The organism is Virgibacillus sp. CM-4, from assembly GCF_000445495.1.
Lineage (GTDB): Bacteria > Bacillota > Bacilli > Bacillales > Amphibacillaceae > Virgibacillus > Virgibacillus salexigens.
In genome coordinates, this window is the sequence record NZ_AUQA01000008.1 from 164,241 (window position 1) to 178,936 (window position 14,696).

The following is a 14,696-nucleotide window of genomic DNA, read 5'->3' on the forward strand; positions in this document are numbered from 1 at the left end:
GCAAGCAAAGGGGTTAATTAATATGAAAAAGGTTTTATTTTTTTCCTTTACAATGATGCTAATTTTCATGTTAGCTGCATGTGGTGAATCTGAAATTAAAGAGGCAGACGCGGATACAGACACAGAAAGCGCTAAAGATGATTCCGCAGAAGAAAAAGAGAAAGAAAAGCCTAAAACACAAGAACTAGCTATTGGTGATGCTGTTGAATTTGACGGTATGAAAATCACATTAAATGAAGCTAGGATCGAACCAGGTGGAGATTTTGACGAACCACAAGAAGAACAATTTGTTGTAGTTAATTTAACAGCAGAAAACAATACCGAGGAAGAACAAACAATGTCCTCTATTATGAATGTAGAGTTAAAAGATGCTGATGGTTATGCATATACTACTACAATTTTAACTGAAGGCGTAAAAGCACAATTTGATGGATCAATAGAACCAGGCGGAACACTTAGAGGAGAAATTCCTTTCGATGTTCCAAAGTCAGACTCTTATGAGCTACACTTTTCTAATCCATTCAAATCAGGAAAAGCAATATGGAAAATTCCATCTGATCAATTGCAATAATAACATTATTATAAGGTGTACAAGTTTTGTGCACCTTCTCTTATAACCATAAATAGAACATATATTCTGTTTGATTGTCTGTTTTAAGGGGGATCATATGTTAACTTACACCAGGGCAGAGGAATTTGTTTATAAGCTACTCAAATATTTAGATATTCAAAGTCCTCGACAGCTTAATATAGAAAACATATCAAAGCAATTGGGTATAAAAGTGCAATATTGGAATTATTCAAGCGAACTTGATTGTTATAAGGGAAGATACGTAATGTCATTAGAGCTAAAAGAAACCATGCAGGAACAATGGCAAGAATTCGCTCATGAGTTATGTCATTTCTTTTGGCACGAAGGACGGCAGGAATTTATTCCTATCTTATTTCTGCAATTACAGGAATGGCAAGCGAATAATTTTAGTTATCACTTATCTGTTCCTACCTTTATGCTCCAGCAAATTGATAATGCATCGCCGATAGTAATTGCAAATACTTTTAATGTCGAATATGAATTTGCATGCCATAGATTTGAAATGTATCGAAATAAATTATATTTTCAGGGGGTTTATCATGAACATTACACCATTGGAAGCTAAACGGAGACAAAAGAAAGCCGAGGAAATACTGAACATACCTGTATTAAAGAATATATGGAAGGATGAAAATGGGGAATTAACTGATAATGTAATTGACTATGTGGAAATGCCTAAGGAATTAATAAACAAAAGTAGGAGGGGTAAATGATGAAATGTGAAAAAATTACTCTCAAATCAGGTCAAACTAGATGGGAGTGTGTGGCCGATGGACCACGGAATCCGGCGACAGGAAAACGGAATCAGATTACCAGACGTGGAAAAACACAAAAGGAGGCTAAAAATAAAGTACTAACTGAAATACGTTCGCTTGAGGACACTCATGTTAATAAAAAATATACTCGCAAAATGACCTTTGATGAAGTTGCGGATAAGTGGTTAGAGGTCTACGAATTAACAGGAAAAAAGAAAAATACATTGCGAATTAGAAGGCAAGAAGTTTCTGTTTTAAATAAACATATAGCTAAAATGCCGATCGGTAATATTAATCACGCTACTTATCAAGAAGTGATTAACAATATAACGCCAAATAGAGCCCGTACAACTGTACAAAATATTAATACCACCGCTAACATGGTATTTAAATATGCGAAAAGAAATCACTTAATAACTGAAAACCCTGCTACCGATGTGGTTATACCGAAAAAGAGAAAAACAATCGAAGAAATCCGAGAAAATAATATCGAAGAAAAGTACCTGGAGCATCATGAGTTAAATGAGTTTTTCGAGGCTGTAGAAAAGCATGGACTAAAATACGATAAAGAACGTTTCTACACTCTTGCATTTTCAGGCATGCGTTCGGGTGAATTGTGCGCTCTCCAAAAATCGGATTTAGATTTCGAACAAAACACGATTGATATTAACAAAACTATATACAATGAAAAAAACAACATGAAAGACTACGAATTAACACCTCCTAAAACAGATGGATCCATTAGACAAATAACTGTAGAGGAACCGGTTATGAAAATATTAAAAGAAGTTGTTGTGAACAACGATAAACACAAAATGCAATTCCGAACTCTTATTGAAGATTTTCACGACAAAGATTTTGTTTTTTCTCGCCCCAATGGTTATCCTTTTGTAACAAAAACTATATTAATTCGTATGGACAGGCTTATTAGTAAAACATCAATTAAAAAACATGCTACTCCTCACATTTTTAGGCATACGCATATAAGTATGCTAGCAGAAGCTGGTGTAGATATTGCAACTGTAATGAAAAAAGTTGGTCATGAGGACATTGATACAACTATGAGAATTTATACGCATGTTACAGATAAAATGAAAAAGGATGCTTCCGAAAAAATATCAAATCTTTACGGAAACATCCTCGAAAAAATATAGTTTTAAAAAATATTGTGAGGTTTTTGTGAGGTTTTTACGAAATTACCGCAAATCTACGTTCTAAAACCCCGTTAATTCAAGGTTTCTGGGCGATGATTTACATCATGCCGCCCATGCCGCCCATGCCGCCCATGTCTGGCATTCCGCCGCCACCTGCAGCGCCGCCATCTTCTTCAGGCTTGTCAGCAACTACTGCTTCAGTAGTTAGGAACATAGCCGCTACAGAGGCAGCGTTTTGTAGTGCGGAACGAGTAACTTTAGTTGGGTCAACGATACCTGCGTCAACCATATCTACCCAATCGCCAGTTGCAGCGTTGAAGCCAACGCCTACTTTTTCGCCTTTTAGACGTTCTACAATGATAGATCCTTCTAGACCAGCATTGTGAGCGATTTGACGAACTGGTTCTTCCATTGCACGACGGACAATATTTGCACCAGTAGCTTCGTCACCTTCAAGTGATAATTCACTTACTTTGTTGTAAACATTGACAAATGCTGTACCACCACCGGCTACAATACCTTCTTGTACTGCTGCACGTGTAGAGTTCAATGCATCCTCAATACGTAGTTTACGTTCTTTTAGTTCTGTTTCTGTTGCAGCACCGACTTTGATAACTGCTACACCACCTGCTAGTTTAGCAAGGCGTTCTTGTAATTTTTCTTTATCGAAATCAGAAGTAGTTTCTTCTGCTTGTGCACGGATTTGAGAAACACGAGCAGAGATAGCTTCTGGGTTTCCAGCGCCCTCCACAATAGTTGTGTTTTCTTTCGTTACAACAACTTTAGAAGCACGACCTAATTGATCGATGGTAGCACTCTTAAGATCTAGCCCAAGATCTTCTGTGATAACCTCTGCACCAGTTAGTGTAGCGATGTCTTCTAGCATTGCTTTACGACGGTCACCGAAGCCAGGTGCTTTAACAGCTACTGCATTGAATGTTCCGCGAAGTTTGTTTACTACTAATGTAGCAAGTGCTTCGCCTTCAACATCCTCAGCAATCATTAGAAGTGGTTTGCTTTGTTGTACCACTTGCTCTAGTACAGGTAATACTTCTTGGATATTACCAATCTTCTTATCTGTAATTAAGATATAAGGATCTTCAAGTGTAGCTTCCATTTTATCTTGATCTGTAACCATGTATGGAGAAGCATAACCGCGATCGAATTGCATACCTTCTACTACTTCAAGCTCTGTATTAAAGCCTTTAGACTCTTCGATTGTGATAACACCATCGTTACCAACGCGTTCCATCGCTTCAGAAATCAAGTTACCTACTTCTTTATCTCCAGAGGATACCGCAGCAACTTGAGCAATGGATTCTTTGCTTTCAATTGGGTTAGAGATTGATTTTAATTCATTAACAGCTACTTCAACAGCTTTTTCAATCCCACGACGTACGCCTACTGGGTTAGCACCAGAAGCTACGTTTTTAAGTCCTTCGCGAATCATTGATTGTGCGAGTACCGTTGCAGTTGTTGTACCATCACCTGCGACATCATTTGTTTTTGATGCAACTTCAGATACAAGCTGTGCCCCCATATTTTCGAAGTGATCTTCTAATTCAATTTCTTTTGCAATGGTAACACCATCATTTGTAATTAATGGGGAACCGAATTTTTTATCTAATACAACGTTACGACCTTTTGGTCCTAATGTAACTTTTACCGCATCTGCTAATGTATCTACACCACGAAGCATTGCGCGACGTGCGTCTTCACTGAATTTAATTTCTTTAGCCATGAATAAAGCCCTCCTTAAATTCTTAAGTTAAGTATCTGTATATCTAAGATTAGCTAATAACCGCTAAGATGTCATTTTCACGAAGAATTAAGTACTCTTTGCCTTCGTATTTAACTTCTGTTCCAGCAAACTTTGAAAAGATAATACGGTCACCTTCAGAAACTTCTAGGGCAACTTTTTCTCCATTTTCCGTTACGCGGCCAGAACCGACTGCAACAATATTTCCTTCTTGTGGTTTTTCTTTTGCAGAGTCTGGAAGTACGATACCGCTTGCAGTTTTTTCTTCTTGCTCGACAAGCTCGATAACAACGCGATCTCCTAGTGGTTTAATCATGAAGAAAGCCTCCTTAATTCTATATCATTTTTAGTTATTAGCACTCTACATCATTGAGTGCTAATTCCAATTAATATGATAAATAATTCCGGTTAAAAATGCAAGTATCAAAATCATATTTTTTCAAATTTCTTCTCATTTGTTCCAACAAATCATTCTATTATAAGCAAGGGCTTATTTATGATAAAATAAATAATGTATATATCCATCTTATCGCTAATAGATTTGTAAGTTCAAACATAAACTATAGTATACTTTCTCAACTTAAGAAAAAGGAGTCGTTGTATTTTGCCAAAACGATACTGGTGGGTCATTATCACGTATATCATTATGCAGTTTCTTGGAGTAATATTTGCCCCACTACTGTATAGTGCCTTTCCTATTAACGAAGCTGAAGCTACTGTTTATTCCATGGTGCTTAGTTTCATTCTAGGTGTCCTTGTTGTCCTGTGGTTAATGCGACCAGATATGAAACAGGGTGTGAATGAACGAGAAGCTTCACCGACAAGTGAGATTATACTCTGGTCCATACTTGGTGTCTTTATGGCTTTCTTTGCCCAGGCAATTGCAGGTATGATCCAGACGGAATTTCTTGGTATTCAACAGAATTCGGAAAATACGGAAATGATTATGGATATAACCAGGGCTACCCCATTATTCATGATTGTTCCAATGTTTGCTGCTCCAATACTAGAAGAAATTATTTTCAGAAAGATTATATTTGGCAGACTATATACACGGACAAACTTTCTGATTGCTGCATTACTATCAGCTTTCATATTCGCGATTATCCACGGTGAACCGCAGCATATATTGGTTTATGGTTCCATGGGGCTCGTTTTCGCTTATTTATATGTAAAAACAAAACGGATACTCGTCCCTATTTTCGTGCACATGGCCATGAATTCAATTGTCGTTATCGCGCAATATAATATTGATCCAGCTGAATTAGAAAGGCAACTGAAGGAATTACAAACCATTTTAACATTATAATTTCGGGGGATCTCCCCCGATCCGCCTTATGGTGGGCTTGATATTTAACGGGGGCTTTACAAATGAAGATTTCACCAAAAACCATGGCAATCATTTATTTTATCATGGGAGTATTTTTTACCTATATTGCAATCTTAAGTGTAGATGAAACGATATGGAATGTAACAACAATGGTGTTAGCTGTTTTTGCTACACTCGAGATTGGTGTCAGCATTCGCTTAATATCTCTTCATTTTCGCTTAAAACACAAAAAGAAGGAATAGCAGTTAGCCTGCTATTCCTTCTTTTTATTCTTTTGGTCAGATGATGGATCATCACCCAAATGAATAACTTCCATCTGTTCCATTAAATCTTTTGTTGTGTCATATGCCGGTGATTCGCTATCAATTGTATTTATATATTCTGTTACATCATAACTCATTATATTTAGTTGTTCCCGATTTCCATCTTCCATTTCATTCCAGCTCATTGCCTCCTGCGCATTGACCTTTTGCCCTTTTATTTCTTCATTTCCACCCACAGCCAATGTAATCATCAACATACCGATGAGAAGTAAAAAAATAATACTGCGTTTTCTTACCACTGTGATTCCTCCATTATAACTTTTATCGATGCCATCAAGTAAGTATGCCTTAACATAAGAGATGCTTCGATCTATGTACATCATAGTTAGCCAGTTCAAGTTATCTAGACCTTCTATTGTATGCTATACCCCACTTACTGAAAAAAGAAACCCTATTCGGCTTCTTTTTTAATCCAGCTGCTTCGTCTCTTCTAGCGGATAATGCTTTAAAAAATATACCAACGCTTGTAATTCAACAGCAAGATCAATATGATGTACACGAATATACTCGGGAACAGTAATTCGAGCAGGCGTAAAATTGAGAATCCCAGTAATTCCCTCTGCAACAAGTCTATCAGTAATCCCGTCCGCTTCACTCGCAGGTATCGTCAAGATAGCAACATTCACACCATCTAATTTTTTTTCTAAATCTGCAATATGATAAACAGGAACATCGCCGATCGTCGTACCTACTTTTTCCGGATCACTATCAAATGCCATTTTAATAAGGATATTATTATTTTTCATGAAATTATAATGTAAAAATGCTGTACCCAAATTACCTACCCCTATTAAAGCAACATCTGTTGTTTCGTCCTGATCTAGGGTTTTACGAAAAAAACCAAGTAAATATTCAACATTATAGCCATATCCTTTTTTACCTAGTGCTCCAAAATAGGAAAAATCTCTTCGAATTGTAGCTGAATCAACTTTGACAGCATCGCTCAATTCTTTTGAAGATACTCGCTTTTTTCCTTGATGATTTAAGTTATTAATAAATCGATAATACAATGGTAGCCGCTTCGCAGTTGCTTGAGGTATTTTATTATGATCCATTGCTATTCCTTCTTTCTTACGATAATAATCCCCATTGTTCTACCAGATGCATCGCTTAATGGTAGACACCCTTTTATTGACCGCTTACATGTTACATCGCAGCAAATAGTTCTTGTAGAAATTGTGACAGTTATTGAGCTCCACCTCTATTTTAGCAGAAAAATGGAAATAAGTCGTGACCGATTTCACAATTATATTGCTTGGCTTCCCGCAATTAAGATACACTAGTATAGATGAGGTGAAACGTATGATACTAATGCAAATAAATGGACTTTCAAAGGCGTTTGGTGCTGATGAAATTCTATCCAATATTAAATTAGAAGTAAAAGAAAATGATCGTATAGCAATTGTTGGCAGAAATGGTTCAGGTAAATCAACGTTATTAAAAATAATGGCTGGTGAACTTACTTATGATGAAGGTGAATTGTTTAAACCAAAAGATTTAACCCTTGGTTATTTATCACAGCATACCGTACTGGAGTCAACTAAAACCATTTGGGAGGAAATGCTGGAAGTTTTTGTTCATCTACGTAATCAAGAAGAAGAGCTTCGTTTACTCGAAAAGCAAATGGAAAAAGCCCATGAACATTCCGAAGCGGATTACCAAAAATTACTTACGAATTACGATAAACTACAGCATGCCTTTCAACAAAATGGCGGCTACACCTATGAAGCCGAAATAAAATCAGTACTAACTGGACTTGATTTTCAAGACTTTGATTACCAAACACCAATCCAAACATTAAGTGGCGGTCAAAAGACACGACTATCATTAGGAAAACTTTTACTAAAGAAACCGCAATTACTCATTTTAGATGAACCAACAAACCACTTGGATATTGGTACATTAAACTGGTTAGAAAATTATCTGTTAAATTATCCAGGAGCAGTAGTCATTGTGTCACATGATCGCTATTTTCTCGATAAAACCGTATCAGTCGTTTATGAAATAGCACGGCATAACACGAAAAAATATCATGGAACGTATAGTAAATTCCTTGAGCAAAAAGCTGCCAATTATGAAAAAGAATGGAAAGAATACGAAAAACAGCAGTCGGAAATTAAGAAAATGGAAGACTTCATTCAGAAGAATATTGCTCGTGCATCGACAACCAAACGAGCCCAAAGCAGAAGAAAACAATTAGAAAAGATGGACAAGCTCGATCAACCGCTTGGTGATGAAGCATCAGCTGCTTTTTCTTTTGGTATTCAGAAACGAAGTGGAAATGATGTATTGAAAGTAAATGATCTGTCCTTTCATTATGAAGATACCCATGAAAACCTATTCCAGCACCTTAATCTGCATATTAACCGAGGAGAAAGCATTGCTTTAGTTGGACCAAATGGAGTCGGGAAAACGACGTTCTTAAAAATTTTACTAGGAAAGCTGCAGGCTACAAATGGAAGTATTCAACTTGGAACAAATGTTCAAATTGGCTATTATGATCAAGAACAGGCTGATCTGAACTCATCAAAAACAGTATTAATGGAATTATGGGATGATTATCCGACGATTAATGAAAAAGATATTCGAACGGTTCTAGGTAACTTTTTATTTTCTGGTGATGATGTCTTAAAAGCCGTCAATACGTTAAGTGGTGGCGAAAAAGCACGATTAGCCTTATCAAAATTAATGATGCAGAAAGCGAATTTATTAATTTTAGATGAACCGACCAACCATTTGGATATCGATAGTAAGGAAGTACTTGAAGCTGCTTTAATGAACTTTCCAGGCTCCATCCTATTTGTTTCGCACGATCGTTATTTTATCAATAAGATTGCCGATCAAGTAGTAGAAATGCAGCGAGCTAATACGACCATTTATTTGGGTGATTATGATTATTATTTAGAAAAAAAAGAGGAGGAAGCTGAGCTAAAGCGATTAAAGCAAGGTGAACAGCCTTCAGCTCCATCCACTACCAAAGAAAAAAAGAGAAATTATCAACAGGAAAAACAATTACAGCGTGAACAGAGAAAAAAAGAACGGCGGATTACCGAGTTAGAAAGCAATATCGAACGATTAGAAGCAGAAATTCAAAAGCTTGAGGAAAAAATGACAGATCCTACTGTTTATCAAGATCATCAAAAATCACTAGAATTAACACAGGAAGCAACTAAACAAAAACAGCATATGGAAGATTTAATGGAAGAGTGGGCAGCATTACAAGAAGAATAAAAAATAGCCACATGACATCATCGAATGTCATGTGGCTTATTTGTTGGTTATCCACAGAAATTATTTGAATAAATAATCATTTTGAATGGAGTTTTCCACAGCTATCCGATATATGACTCCGAATCCTAGCATTGTGGATAACACAGAACTTCCCCCATAACTTATCAACAGTAACGGAATACCCGTAACAGGCATAATCCCTAGAGCCATGCCGATATTTTGAAAGACATGAATAAGCATTAAACTAAGGTATCCAAAGCAAATATACGCCGCAAAGGGAGAATGTTTGTAAATGGATAGACCAATCATTACTAACTTATACAAAAGCATAAAGTATAGGAAAATTACAAAGGCACTCCCTACAAATCCAAAACTTTCGCCTATAATCGAAAAGATAAAATCGGTTTGCGCTTCTGGGAAATTAACTTGTGGTGTCCCAATCCCTTTGCCAAATAGTTGTCCAGATCCCAAAGCCATATAAGCTTGATTAAAGTGCCAATTGGCATCACTTGTTGATTGTGTAGGATCAAACCAAGTCATAATCCGATCAATTTGATAGGCTTGATCTTCCCCAACAACGGTTTTAGCTAATTCAGGGAATTGAACAATAAATCCCAATACAGCACCTATAAACGCTGTAATGCTGACTATTAAGGTTGTAATAATTTTCCAATCAATTCCGGATAAAATAATAATCATACCCGTTATAAATAGATAGACCATTGCTGTACCGAAGTCAGGCTGCTGCATAATTAATAATACGGGAACAGCAACTACTGCGAGAATTTTTAATAACATGAGAATATCTGACTTCACTGTTGGCTTTTCAAACTTTTGCTTATGTCTGTGGATAACTGCTGCCATATAAATAATAGTTGTTATCTTTGTAAATTCAGCAGGTTGCAAGGATACTCCAAAAAGCTGGAACCAGCTTTTCGCTCCATTTACAGGCTTGGCTATTGCCTCGGGACTAATCAATAGTACGGCGAGGACAAATACACCAAATCCGTAAATAAGGACACTTGCCCGCTGTATTTGATCGATATCTAAGTATTGAATAGCGGCCACAATTCCTACCCCAATGGTAAACCATAAAATCTGTTGAAGCACAAAGTTCGAGCCATATTGATCTAATTGCTGCGCATTATAAATGGATAGCAAACTTACACAAACAAACATAATAAATAGCATAATTAAATCGTTCTGTATATAAAAGGATTGCTTTTTAGACATTTCCATTTCACCAAATTTCTAAATTACTATATCAACAATTTATCCACATTAGAAAATATATTTTTATGTGTATTCACGCTTTTTCACAAAGTTATACACAATATCCACAAACACCCTTTGAGTTATGCACATTTTTCATACACAATAAAGATCCTTCCACTTCAGCTTTTATTAAACTTATACACATACCTGTGAATAACTGTGGATTATTGCGATTATTTCAATGGTAACGACGCTCGGGCATTTAAAGATAGCTCTGAGCGTTTTCCTTGTTCAAACGCAATCGTTCCTGCAGCAGCAATCATGGCCGCATTATCTGTACATAATTTGAATGGCGGAATAAGTAAAGGAGTATTTAATTCTGCAAAGCTTGTTTCTAATGCATTCCTTAATCCTTTATTAGCTGCCACACCACCAGCTACAATTACCTGTTTTACATTAAAATCTTTTGCAGCACGTACCGTTTTCGTCGTTAGAACATCAATAACGCTCGCTTGAAAGCTTGCTGCGATATCTTCTTTTTTCAGTTCCTCTCCTCTTTGCTTGGCATTGTGAATGGTATTAATCACCGATGACTTTAATCCACTAAAGCTAAAGTCATAGCTATCTTGCTCCAGCCAAGCGCGAGGAAAGGTAATTGTCTCTTGACCCAATTCAGCTAAACGATCGATTTGTGGACCACCGGGATATGGCAGGTTCAACATGCGGGCAACTTTATCATAAGCCTCTCCAGCTGCATCATCTCTCGTTTCACCAATTAATTTATATTCTCCATGTTCCTGCATTAGAACTAATTCCGTATGGCCACCGGAAACAATTAAAGCTAGCAATGGAAACTCAAATTCCTTCTCTAAGCGATTTGCATATATATGCCCTGCTATATGATGTACACCGACCAGTGGTTTTTGCTTTGCAAATGCTAATGCTTTTGCAGCATTTACACCAACTAATAATGCACCTACAAGACCCGGTCCTTCCGTTACAGCTATTCCATCAATCTTTTCCCAGGTTGTATTACTTTGATTGAAGGCTTCTTCTAATACGTACGTGATTTGCTCTACATGATGTCGAGATGCTATCTCAGGTACGACTCCGCCAAACCGTTTATGACTTTCAATTTGAGATGAAACAACATTTGCGAGAATTTCTCTTCCATTTCTCACAACTGCTACTGCTGTTTCATCACAACTCGTTTCTATTCCTAATATAATTGTATCTTTTTTCATGATAGATTCACCCACATAACAATTGCGTCTTCTTGATTATCTGTATAATAATTCTTTCGTAGCCCGCCAGGGACAAGGCCAAACTTTTGATATAAATTCTGTGCGATCTTGTTTGATTCTCGTACTTCCAATGACAATCGGCTGACCCCTCTTATTATGGCATATTGCATCGTATAGTGGAATAGCTTTTCACCAAGTCTCTTACCTCGATAAATAGGTTGGATAGCTAAATTCGTAATCTGAGCATCGTCTAACACAATCCATGTACCAATATAGCCAATAATTTTCTTATCCAACTCCATGACAAAGTAATGAGCATAAGGATTATCCGATATTTCTTGATAAAAGATATCCTTTGTCCAAGAAGTAGAAAATGAAGTCCGTTCTACTTCGATTACAGCATCGATATCCATTATCTCCATTCTTCTTATAACTGGCTCAATCATTCGTTATTGACCCTTTTTTGCTGTTCTAACCACTTTGCCTCTGCTTCTGCAAGTCTTAGGTAATTTGGTGTTAACGTATGCGTTTCATCTACGCTTCTCTCTTTAGCAGCCATTATTAAATGAGACGCTCTTGGGAGCTGAAAAGTTGCATCGGGAATAACTGCAAGGTTACCTAATTTTTCTTGTATACGTTCTTGATGCACAGAAATATCTGGACTTAGGAAAAGAACAGGATGCTGATATGATTTCAATTTGTCGAGAAATTCATCCATTAACATATTTGCCTCTGGCTCTATCGTAACCATGTTATTATCTTCCCACTTAAAACAACTAGAATAAACCAATCCACGCCTTGCATCAAAAAAAGGACAAATAAGACCATTAAAAAATCGTCCTTGATATGCAAGGACTTCTAAACTAGATATACCGATGATAGGTATATTCAACGCCCACGCCATTGACTTAGCGGTTGACAGTCCAATACGAACACCTGTATAAGACCCAGGTCCCTTTGCAACAATGATTTGATCGAGGGCTTCCGGTTTTAAAGATACTTCCTTCATTAGTTTTTCTATGGCTGGCATCAATCGGACAGAATGATTTTTAGACACATTGGTAACTATCTCTCCAGTAATATGTCCTTGTTGTTGAATTGCAACACCCAATACTTGATTCGATGTATCGATGGCAAGTATGTTCATCTATATAGCTCCTCGTCTTGATTTTAATTACTTTGTAATTCATCTAGTACCCATTCAAAGTGTGAACCCCTAGCTTGCAGCTGAATTTGTCGAGATTGATCATTAACATAGGAAATATGGATATCGAGCCTTTCTTCTGGCAAAAAATCAATTATGAACTGAGGCCATTCTACAATCGAAATCCCTTCCCCATTAAAATACTCATCAAACCCTATATCTTCATCGGAATTCTCTAAACGGTATACATCCATATGGTATAAAGGTAGCTCACCTTCATATTCTTTTATGATTGTAAATGTAGGACTAGTTACGTTGCGTTTCACACAAAGTCCAGTAGCTATCCCCTTCGTAAATGTTGTTTTACCAGCTCCTAAATCCCCTTCAAGGGTTACCACATCCCCTGGTTTTAATAAAATCGCCAATTTTTGAGCTAGATGCATCGTTTCCTCTTCAGTTGTTGTTGTCATTTTAAAAGAATCCATGTTGTCACCCACTACTTTAAATGTGTATATCCTTTCTTAGGTAAAAGGTATTTTCTGCCGTTCTTTTTTAGATATACATTATGTTGGTTGTCTTCTGTGAAGACTCTGCCAATCCTTGTCAGTCTTATATGTATAGAATCTGCTACTTTTTTTAATTTTGGCCAATCGTTCGCAGAAATCGTGCCTAACAGTTGAAAATCTTCCCCACCAAAATACTTCCATTTATATTGCAATTCCGGTAAGAATTGATGATAGTTATCCGATATTGGAATTTGTTCATCCTCCAAAATCATGCTAACGTTTGATTCAGCGCAAATTTCAGCAGCTTCATTACCAATTCCATCACTAATATCATTGATAGCAACTCTGCTAAAATGATGGAAATAGGAAGCAAAATTCACTTGAGGCTCAGGCATCTGATGGCTCCTAATATAATAATCAGCATCCATATAATCGCCAGGATTTGTTAATATATAATAGCCTGCTTGTGAGTCACCCAATGTACCAGTAGCAAACACAATGTCTCCATCCCTAGCATTGTGCCGATAACAAATAGAACCCTTCCTCGCGTAACCAATAACTGTAATGGAGATTGTTAACTCACTTCCTGAAACAGTGTCTCCTCCAATAAGATCCATTTTGTAGTTAGACGCTAGGGTATGCATTCCTCTAAAAACGTCATCAATTTCTGCATCACACCATGTTGTTGGAATGACAATTGATACTAAATAAAAGGCTGGCGTTGCCCCCATAGCAGCAATATCACTTATATTAGCAGTTAATGCTCGGTAGCCAACATGAAATGGTTTCATTGTATCTTTTCGAAAGTGTATATTCTCTACAAATGTATCAACCGAAGTGACAATATCGGAAAAAGGTTGTCGAAAGACTGCTGCATCATCACCTATTCCTTTAACTAAGGTCGATTGTCTATAAAATTGCTGTTTAATTGATTTAATAAAAGAAAATTCATCCATCACTTTTCACCAGTTTCTATACTAACTATAACAATGATAGCAAAAAAAGTTGGAAATTGAAAAAGGAAATAGTAGTTGAGAAAGAATTCAAGTTGAAAAGAGAGGGAGTATAACATGACATATAAATCGAAATGCACTTTTCAAGCATATAAAAAACACACGATTTCACGAAATCCTGTGTATAATAAGTCTATATTAGTGGCGGTCCGGACGGGACTCGAACCCGCGACCTCCTGCGTGACAGGCAGGCATTCTAACCAACTGAACTACCGGACCATTATAATATTCAACCTTTCTTATCTCCAGATTCAGTTGAATTAATTGGTTGCGGGAGCAGGATTTGAACCTGCGACCTTTGGGTTATGAGCCCAACGAGCTACCAGACTGCTCCATCCCGCGATATGATAAATATAATATGCCTGGCGGCGTCCTACTCTTGCAGGGGCAAAGCCCCAACTACCATCGGCGCTGGAGAGCTTAACTACTG

The 14,696-nt window shown here is 37.0% G+C and carries 17 protein-coding genes and 2 tRNA genes; 7 read left to right on the top strand and 12 right to left on the bottom strand.

The features are described from left to right. The first annotated feature begins 22 nt into the window (after window positions 1-22). The 4 genes from M948_RS41780 to M948_RS41790 all read left to right on the top strand — a co-directional run bounded on the left by M948_RS41780 (window position 23) and on the right by M948_RS41790 (window position 2,501). Entirely contained in the window at window positions 23-571 is a 549-nt protein-coding gene (locus tag M948_RS41780) for a DUF4352 domain-containing protein (protein WP_021292624.1), read from the top strand. Window positions 572-668: 97 nt separating this feature from the next. Then, window positions 669-1,157: an ImmA/IrrE family metallo-endopeptidase gene (locus M948_RS41785; RefSeq protein WP_021292625.1), complete on the top strand. Its 489-nt coding sequence runs from the start codon at window positions 669-671 to the stop codon at window positions 1,155-1,157. After that, complete coding sequence (locus M948_RS43380) at window positions 1,132-1,305, top strand: hypothetical protein (RefSeq protein WP_021292626.1); 174 nt, start codon at window positions 1,132-1,134, stop codon at window positions 1,303-1,305. Before M948_RS41785 ends, M948_RS43380 begins: the two co-directional genes overlap by 26 nt. Then, entirely contained in the window at window positions 1,302-2,501 is a 1,200-nt protein-coding gene (locus tag M948_RS41790; RefSeq protein ID WP_041203233.1) for a tyrosine-type recombinase/integrase, read from the top strand. The genes M948_RS43380 and M948_RS41790 overlap by 4 nt, the downstream gene beginning before the upstream one ends. Before the next feature lie 97 nt (window positions 2,502-2,598). Here the strand turns inward: M948_RS41790 and groL are convergent, their stop codons facing one another. Together groL and groES are read right to left on the bottom strand one after the other, a co-directional pair. Continuing rightward, complete coding sequence (gene groL / locus M948_RS41795) at window positions 2,599-4,242, bottom strand: chaperonin GroEL (RefSeq protein WP_021292628.1); 1,644 nt, start codon at window positions 4,240-4,242, stop codon at window positions 2,599-2,601. 49 nt (window positions 4,243-4,291) lie between these two features. Next, a complete protein-coding gene (groES, locus tag M948_RS41800; protein ID WP_021292629.1) occupies window positions 4,292-4,576 on the bottom strand; it encodes a co-chaperone GroES in 285 nt (94 codons plus the stop codon). 288 nt (window positions 4,577-4,864) lie between these two features. Here groES and M948_RS41805 point away from each other — a divergent pair, with 288 nt between their 5' ends. Then, window positions 4,865-5,569 carry a CPBP family intramembrane glutamic endopeptidase gene (locus M948_RS41805; RefSeq protein ID WP_021292630.1) on the top strand — a complete coding sequence of 235 codons (705 nt, stop codon included), beginning with the start codon at window positions 4,865-4,867 and terminating at the stop codon, window positions 5,567-5,569. Window positions 5,570-5,631: 62 nt separating this feature from the next. Next, window positions 5,632-5,832: a YdiK family protein gene (locus M948_RS41810; protein WP_021292631.1), complete on the top strand. Its 201-nt coding sequence runs from the start codon at window positions 5,632-5,634 to the stop codon at window positions 5,830-5,832. Window positions 5,833-5,843: 11 nt separating this feature from the next. Here M948_RS41810 and M948_RS41815 read toward each other — a convergent pair whose 3' ends face one another. Together M948_RS41815 and M948_RS41820 are read right to left on the bottom strand one after the other, a co-directional pair. Beyond that, complete coding sequence (locus tag M948_RS41815) at window positions 5,844-6,251, bottom strand: hypothetical protein (protein WP_021292632.1); 408 nt, start codon at window positions 6,249-6,251, stop codon at window positions 5,844-5,846. A gap of 69 nt (window positions 6,252-6,320) precedes the next feature. Next, the gene (locus M948_RS41820) at window positions 6,321-6,968 is read right to left on the bottom strand and encodes a redox-sensing transcriptional repressor Rex (protein WP_021292633.1); all 648 of its coding nucleotides are present in this window, start codon (window positions 6,966-6,968) and stop codon (window positions 6,321-6,323) included. Between the two features lie 247 nt (window positions 6,969-7,215). On the opposite strand from M948_RS41820, the gene M948_RS41825 reads away from it, so the two are divergent. Continuing rightward, window positions 7,216-9,144 (top strand): ABC-F family ATP-binding cassette domain-containing protein, encoded by a 1,929-nt coding sequence (locus M948_RS41825; RefSeq protein WP_021292634.1) that lies wholly within the window; start codon window positions 7,216-7,218, stop codon window positions 9,142-9,144. 60 nt (window positions 9,145-9,204) lie between these two features. Here the strand turns inward: M948_RS41825 and M948_RS41830 are convergent, their stop codons facing one another. The 8 genes from M948_RS41830 to M948_RS41865 form a co-directional block, all read right to left on the bottom strand. Next, a complete protein-coding gene (locus tag M948_RS41830; protein WP_021292635.1) occupies window positions 9,205-10,377 on the bottom strand; it encodes an FtsW/RodA/SpoVE family cell cycle protein in 1,173 nt (390 codons plus the stop codon). 215 nt (window positions 10,378-10,592) lie between these two features. Beyond that, window positions 10,593-11,603, bottom strand: coding sequence for a tRNA (adenosine(37)-N6)-threonylcarbamoyltransferase complex transferase subunit TsaD (gene tsaD / locus M948_RS41835; RefSeq protein WP_021292636.1), 1,011 nt, complete (start codon window positions 11,601-11,603; stop codon window positions 10,593-10,595). Continuing rightward, the gene (rimI, locus tag M948_RS41840) at window positions 11,600-12,049 is read right to left on the bottom strand and encodes a ribosomal protein S18-alanine N-acetyltransferase (RefSeq protein ID WP_021292637.1); all 450 of its coding nucleotides are present in this window, start codon (window positions 12,047-12,049) and stop codon (window positions 11,600-11,602) included. The genes tsaD and rimI overlap by 4 nt, the downstream gene beginning before the upstream one ends. After that, window positions 12,046-12,750: a tRNA (adenosine(37)-N6)-threonylcarbamoyltransferase complex dimerization subunit type 1 TsaB gene (gene tsaB / locus M948_RS41845; protein WP_021292638.1), complete on the bottom strand. Its 705-nt coding sequence runs from the start codon at window positions 12,748-12,750 to the stop codon at window positions 12,046-12,048. The genes rimI and tsaB overlap by 4 nt, the downstream gene beginning before the upstream one ends. 23 nt (window positions 12,751-12,773) lie before the next feature. Beyond that, the gene (gene tsaE, locus M948_RS41850; protein WP_021292639.1) at window positions 12,774-13,232 is read right to left on the bottom strand and encodes a tRNA (adenosine(37)-N6)-threonylcarbamoyltransferase complex ATPase subunit type 1 TsaE; all 459 of its coding nucleotides are present in this window, start codon (window positions 13,230-13,232) and stop codon (window positions 12,774-12,776) included. A gap of 11 nt (window positions 13,233-13,243) precedes the next feature. Beyond that, window positions 13,244-14,209: a thiamine-phosphate kinase gene (thiL, locus tag M948_RS41855; RefSeq protein WP_021292640.1), complete on the bottom strand. Its 966-nt coding sequence runs from the start codon at window positions 14,207-14,209 to the stop codon at window positions 13,244-13,246. 199 nt (window positions 14,210-14,408) lie between these two features. Next, a tRNA-Asp gene (locus M948_RS41860) sits at window positions 14,409-14,485 on the bottom strand. Between the two features lie 46 nt (window positions 14,486-14,531). Beyond that, window positions 14,532-14,608, bottom strand: a tRNA-Met gene (locus tag M948_RS41865). Window positions 14,609-14,696 lie beyond the last annotated feature (88 nt).

Excerpts from the sequence above, each read along its gene's own strand:
- M948_RS41790 (WP_041203233.1), top strand. The coding sequence starts at position 1,302 with ATGATGAAATGTGAAAAAATTACTCTCAAATCAGGTCAAACTAGATGG.
- thiL (WP_021292640.1), bottom strand. The coding sequence starts at position 14,209 with ATGGATGAATTTTCTTTTATTAAATCAATTAAACAGCAATTTTATAGA.
- tsaB (WP_021292638.1), bottom strand. The coding sequence starts at position 12,750 with ATGAACATACTTGCCATCGATACATCGAATCAAGTATTGGGTGTTGCA.
- M948_RS41780 (WP_021292624.1), top strand. The coding sequence starts at position 23 with ATGAAAAAGGTTTTATTTTTTTCCTTTACAATGATGCTAATTTTCATG.
- M948_RS41820 (WP_021292633.1), bottom strand. The coding sequence starts at position 6,968 with ATGGATCATAATAAAATACCTCAAGCAACTGCGAAGCGGCTACCATTG.
- groES (WP_021292629.1), bottom strand. The coding sequence starts at position 4,576 with ATGATTAAACCACTAGGAGATCGCGTTGTTATCGAGCTTGTCGAGCAA.
- M948_RS41825 (WP_021292634.1), top strand. The coding sequence starts at position 7,216 with ATGATACTAATGCAAATAAATGGACTTTCAAAGGCGTTTGGTGCTGAT.
- M948_RS43380 (WP_021292626.1), top strand. The coding sequence starts at position 1,132 with ATGAACATTACACCATTGGAAGCTAAACGGAGACAAAAGAAAGCCGAG.
- M948_RS41830 (WP_021292635.1), bottom strand. The coding sequence starts at position 10,377 with ATGTCTAAAAAGCAATCCTTTTATATACAGAACGATTTAATTATGCTA.
- groL (WP_021292628.1), bottom strand. The coding sequence starts at position 4,242 with ATGGCTAAAGAAATTAAATTCAGTGAAGACGCACGTCGCGCAATGCTT.
- M948_RS41785 (WP_021292625.1), top strand. The coding sequence starts at position 669 with ATGTTAACTTACACCAGGGCAGAGGAATTTGTTTATAAGCTACTCAAA.
- rimI (WP_021292637.1), bottom strand. The coding sequence starts at position 12,049 with ATGATTGAGCCAGTTATAAGAAGAATGGAGATAATGGATATCGATGCT.
- tsaD (WP_021292636.1), bottom strand. The coding sequence starts at position 11,603 with ATGAAAAAAGATACAATTATATTAGGAATAGAAACGAGTTGTGATGAA.
- M948_RS41810 (WP_021292631.1), top strand. The coding sequence starts at position 5,632 with ATGAAGATTTCACCAAAAACCATGGCAATCATTTATTTTATCATGGGA.
- tsaE (WP_021292639.1), bottom strand. The coding sequence starts at position 13,232 with ATGGATTCTTTTAAAATGACAACAACAACTGAAGAGGAAACGATGCAT.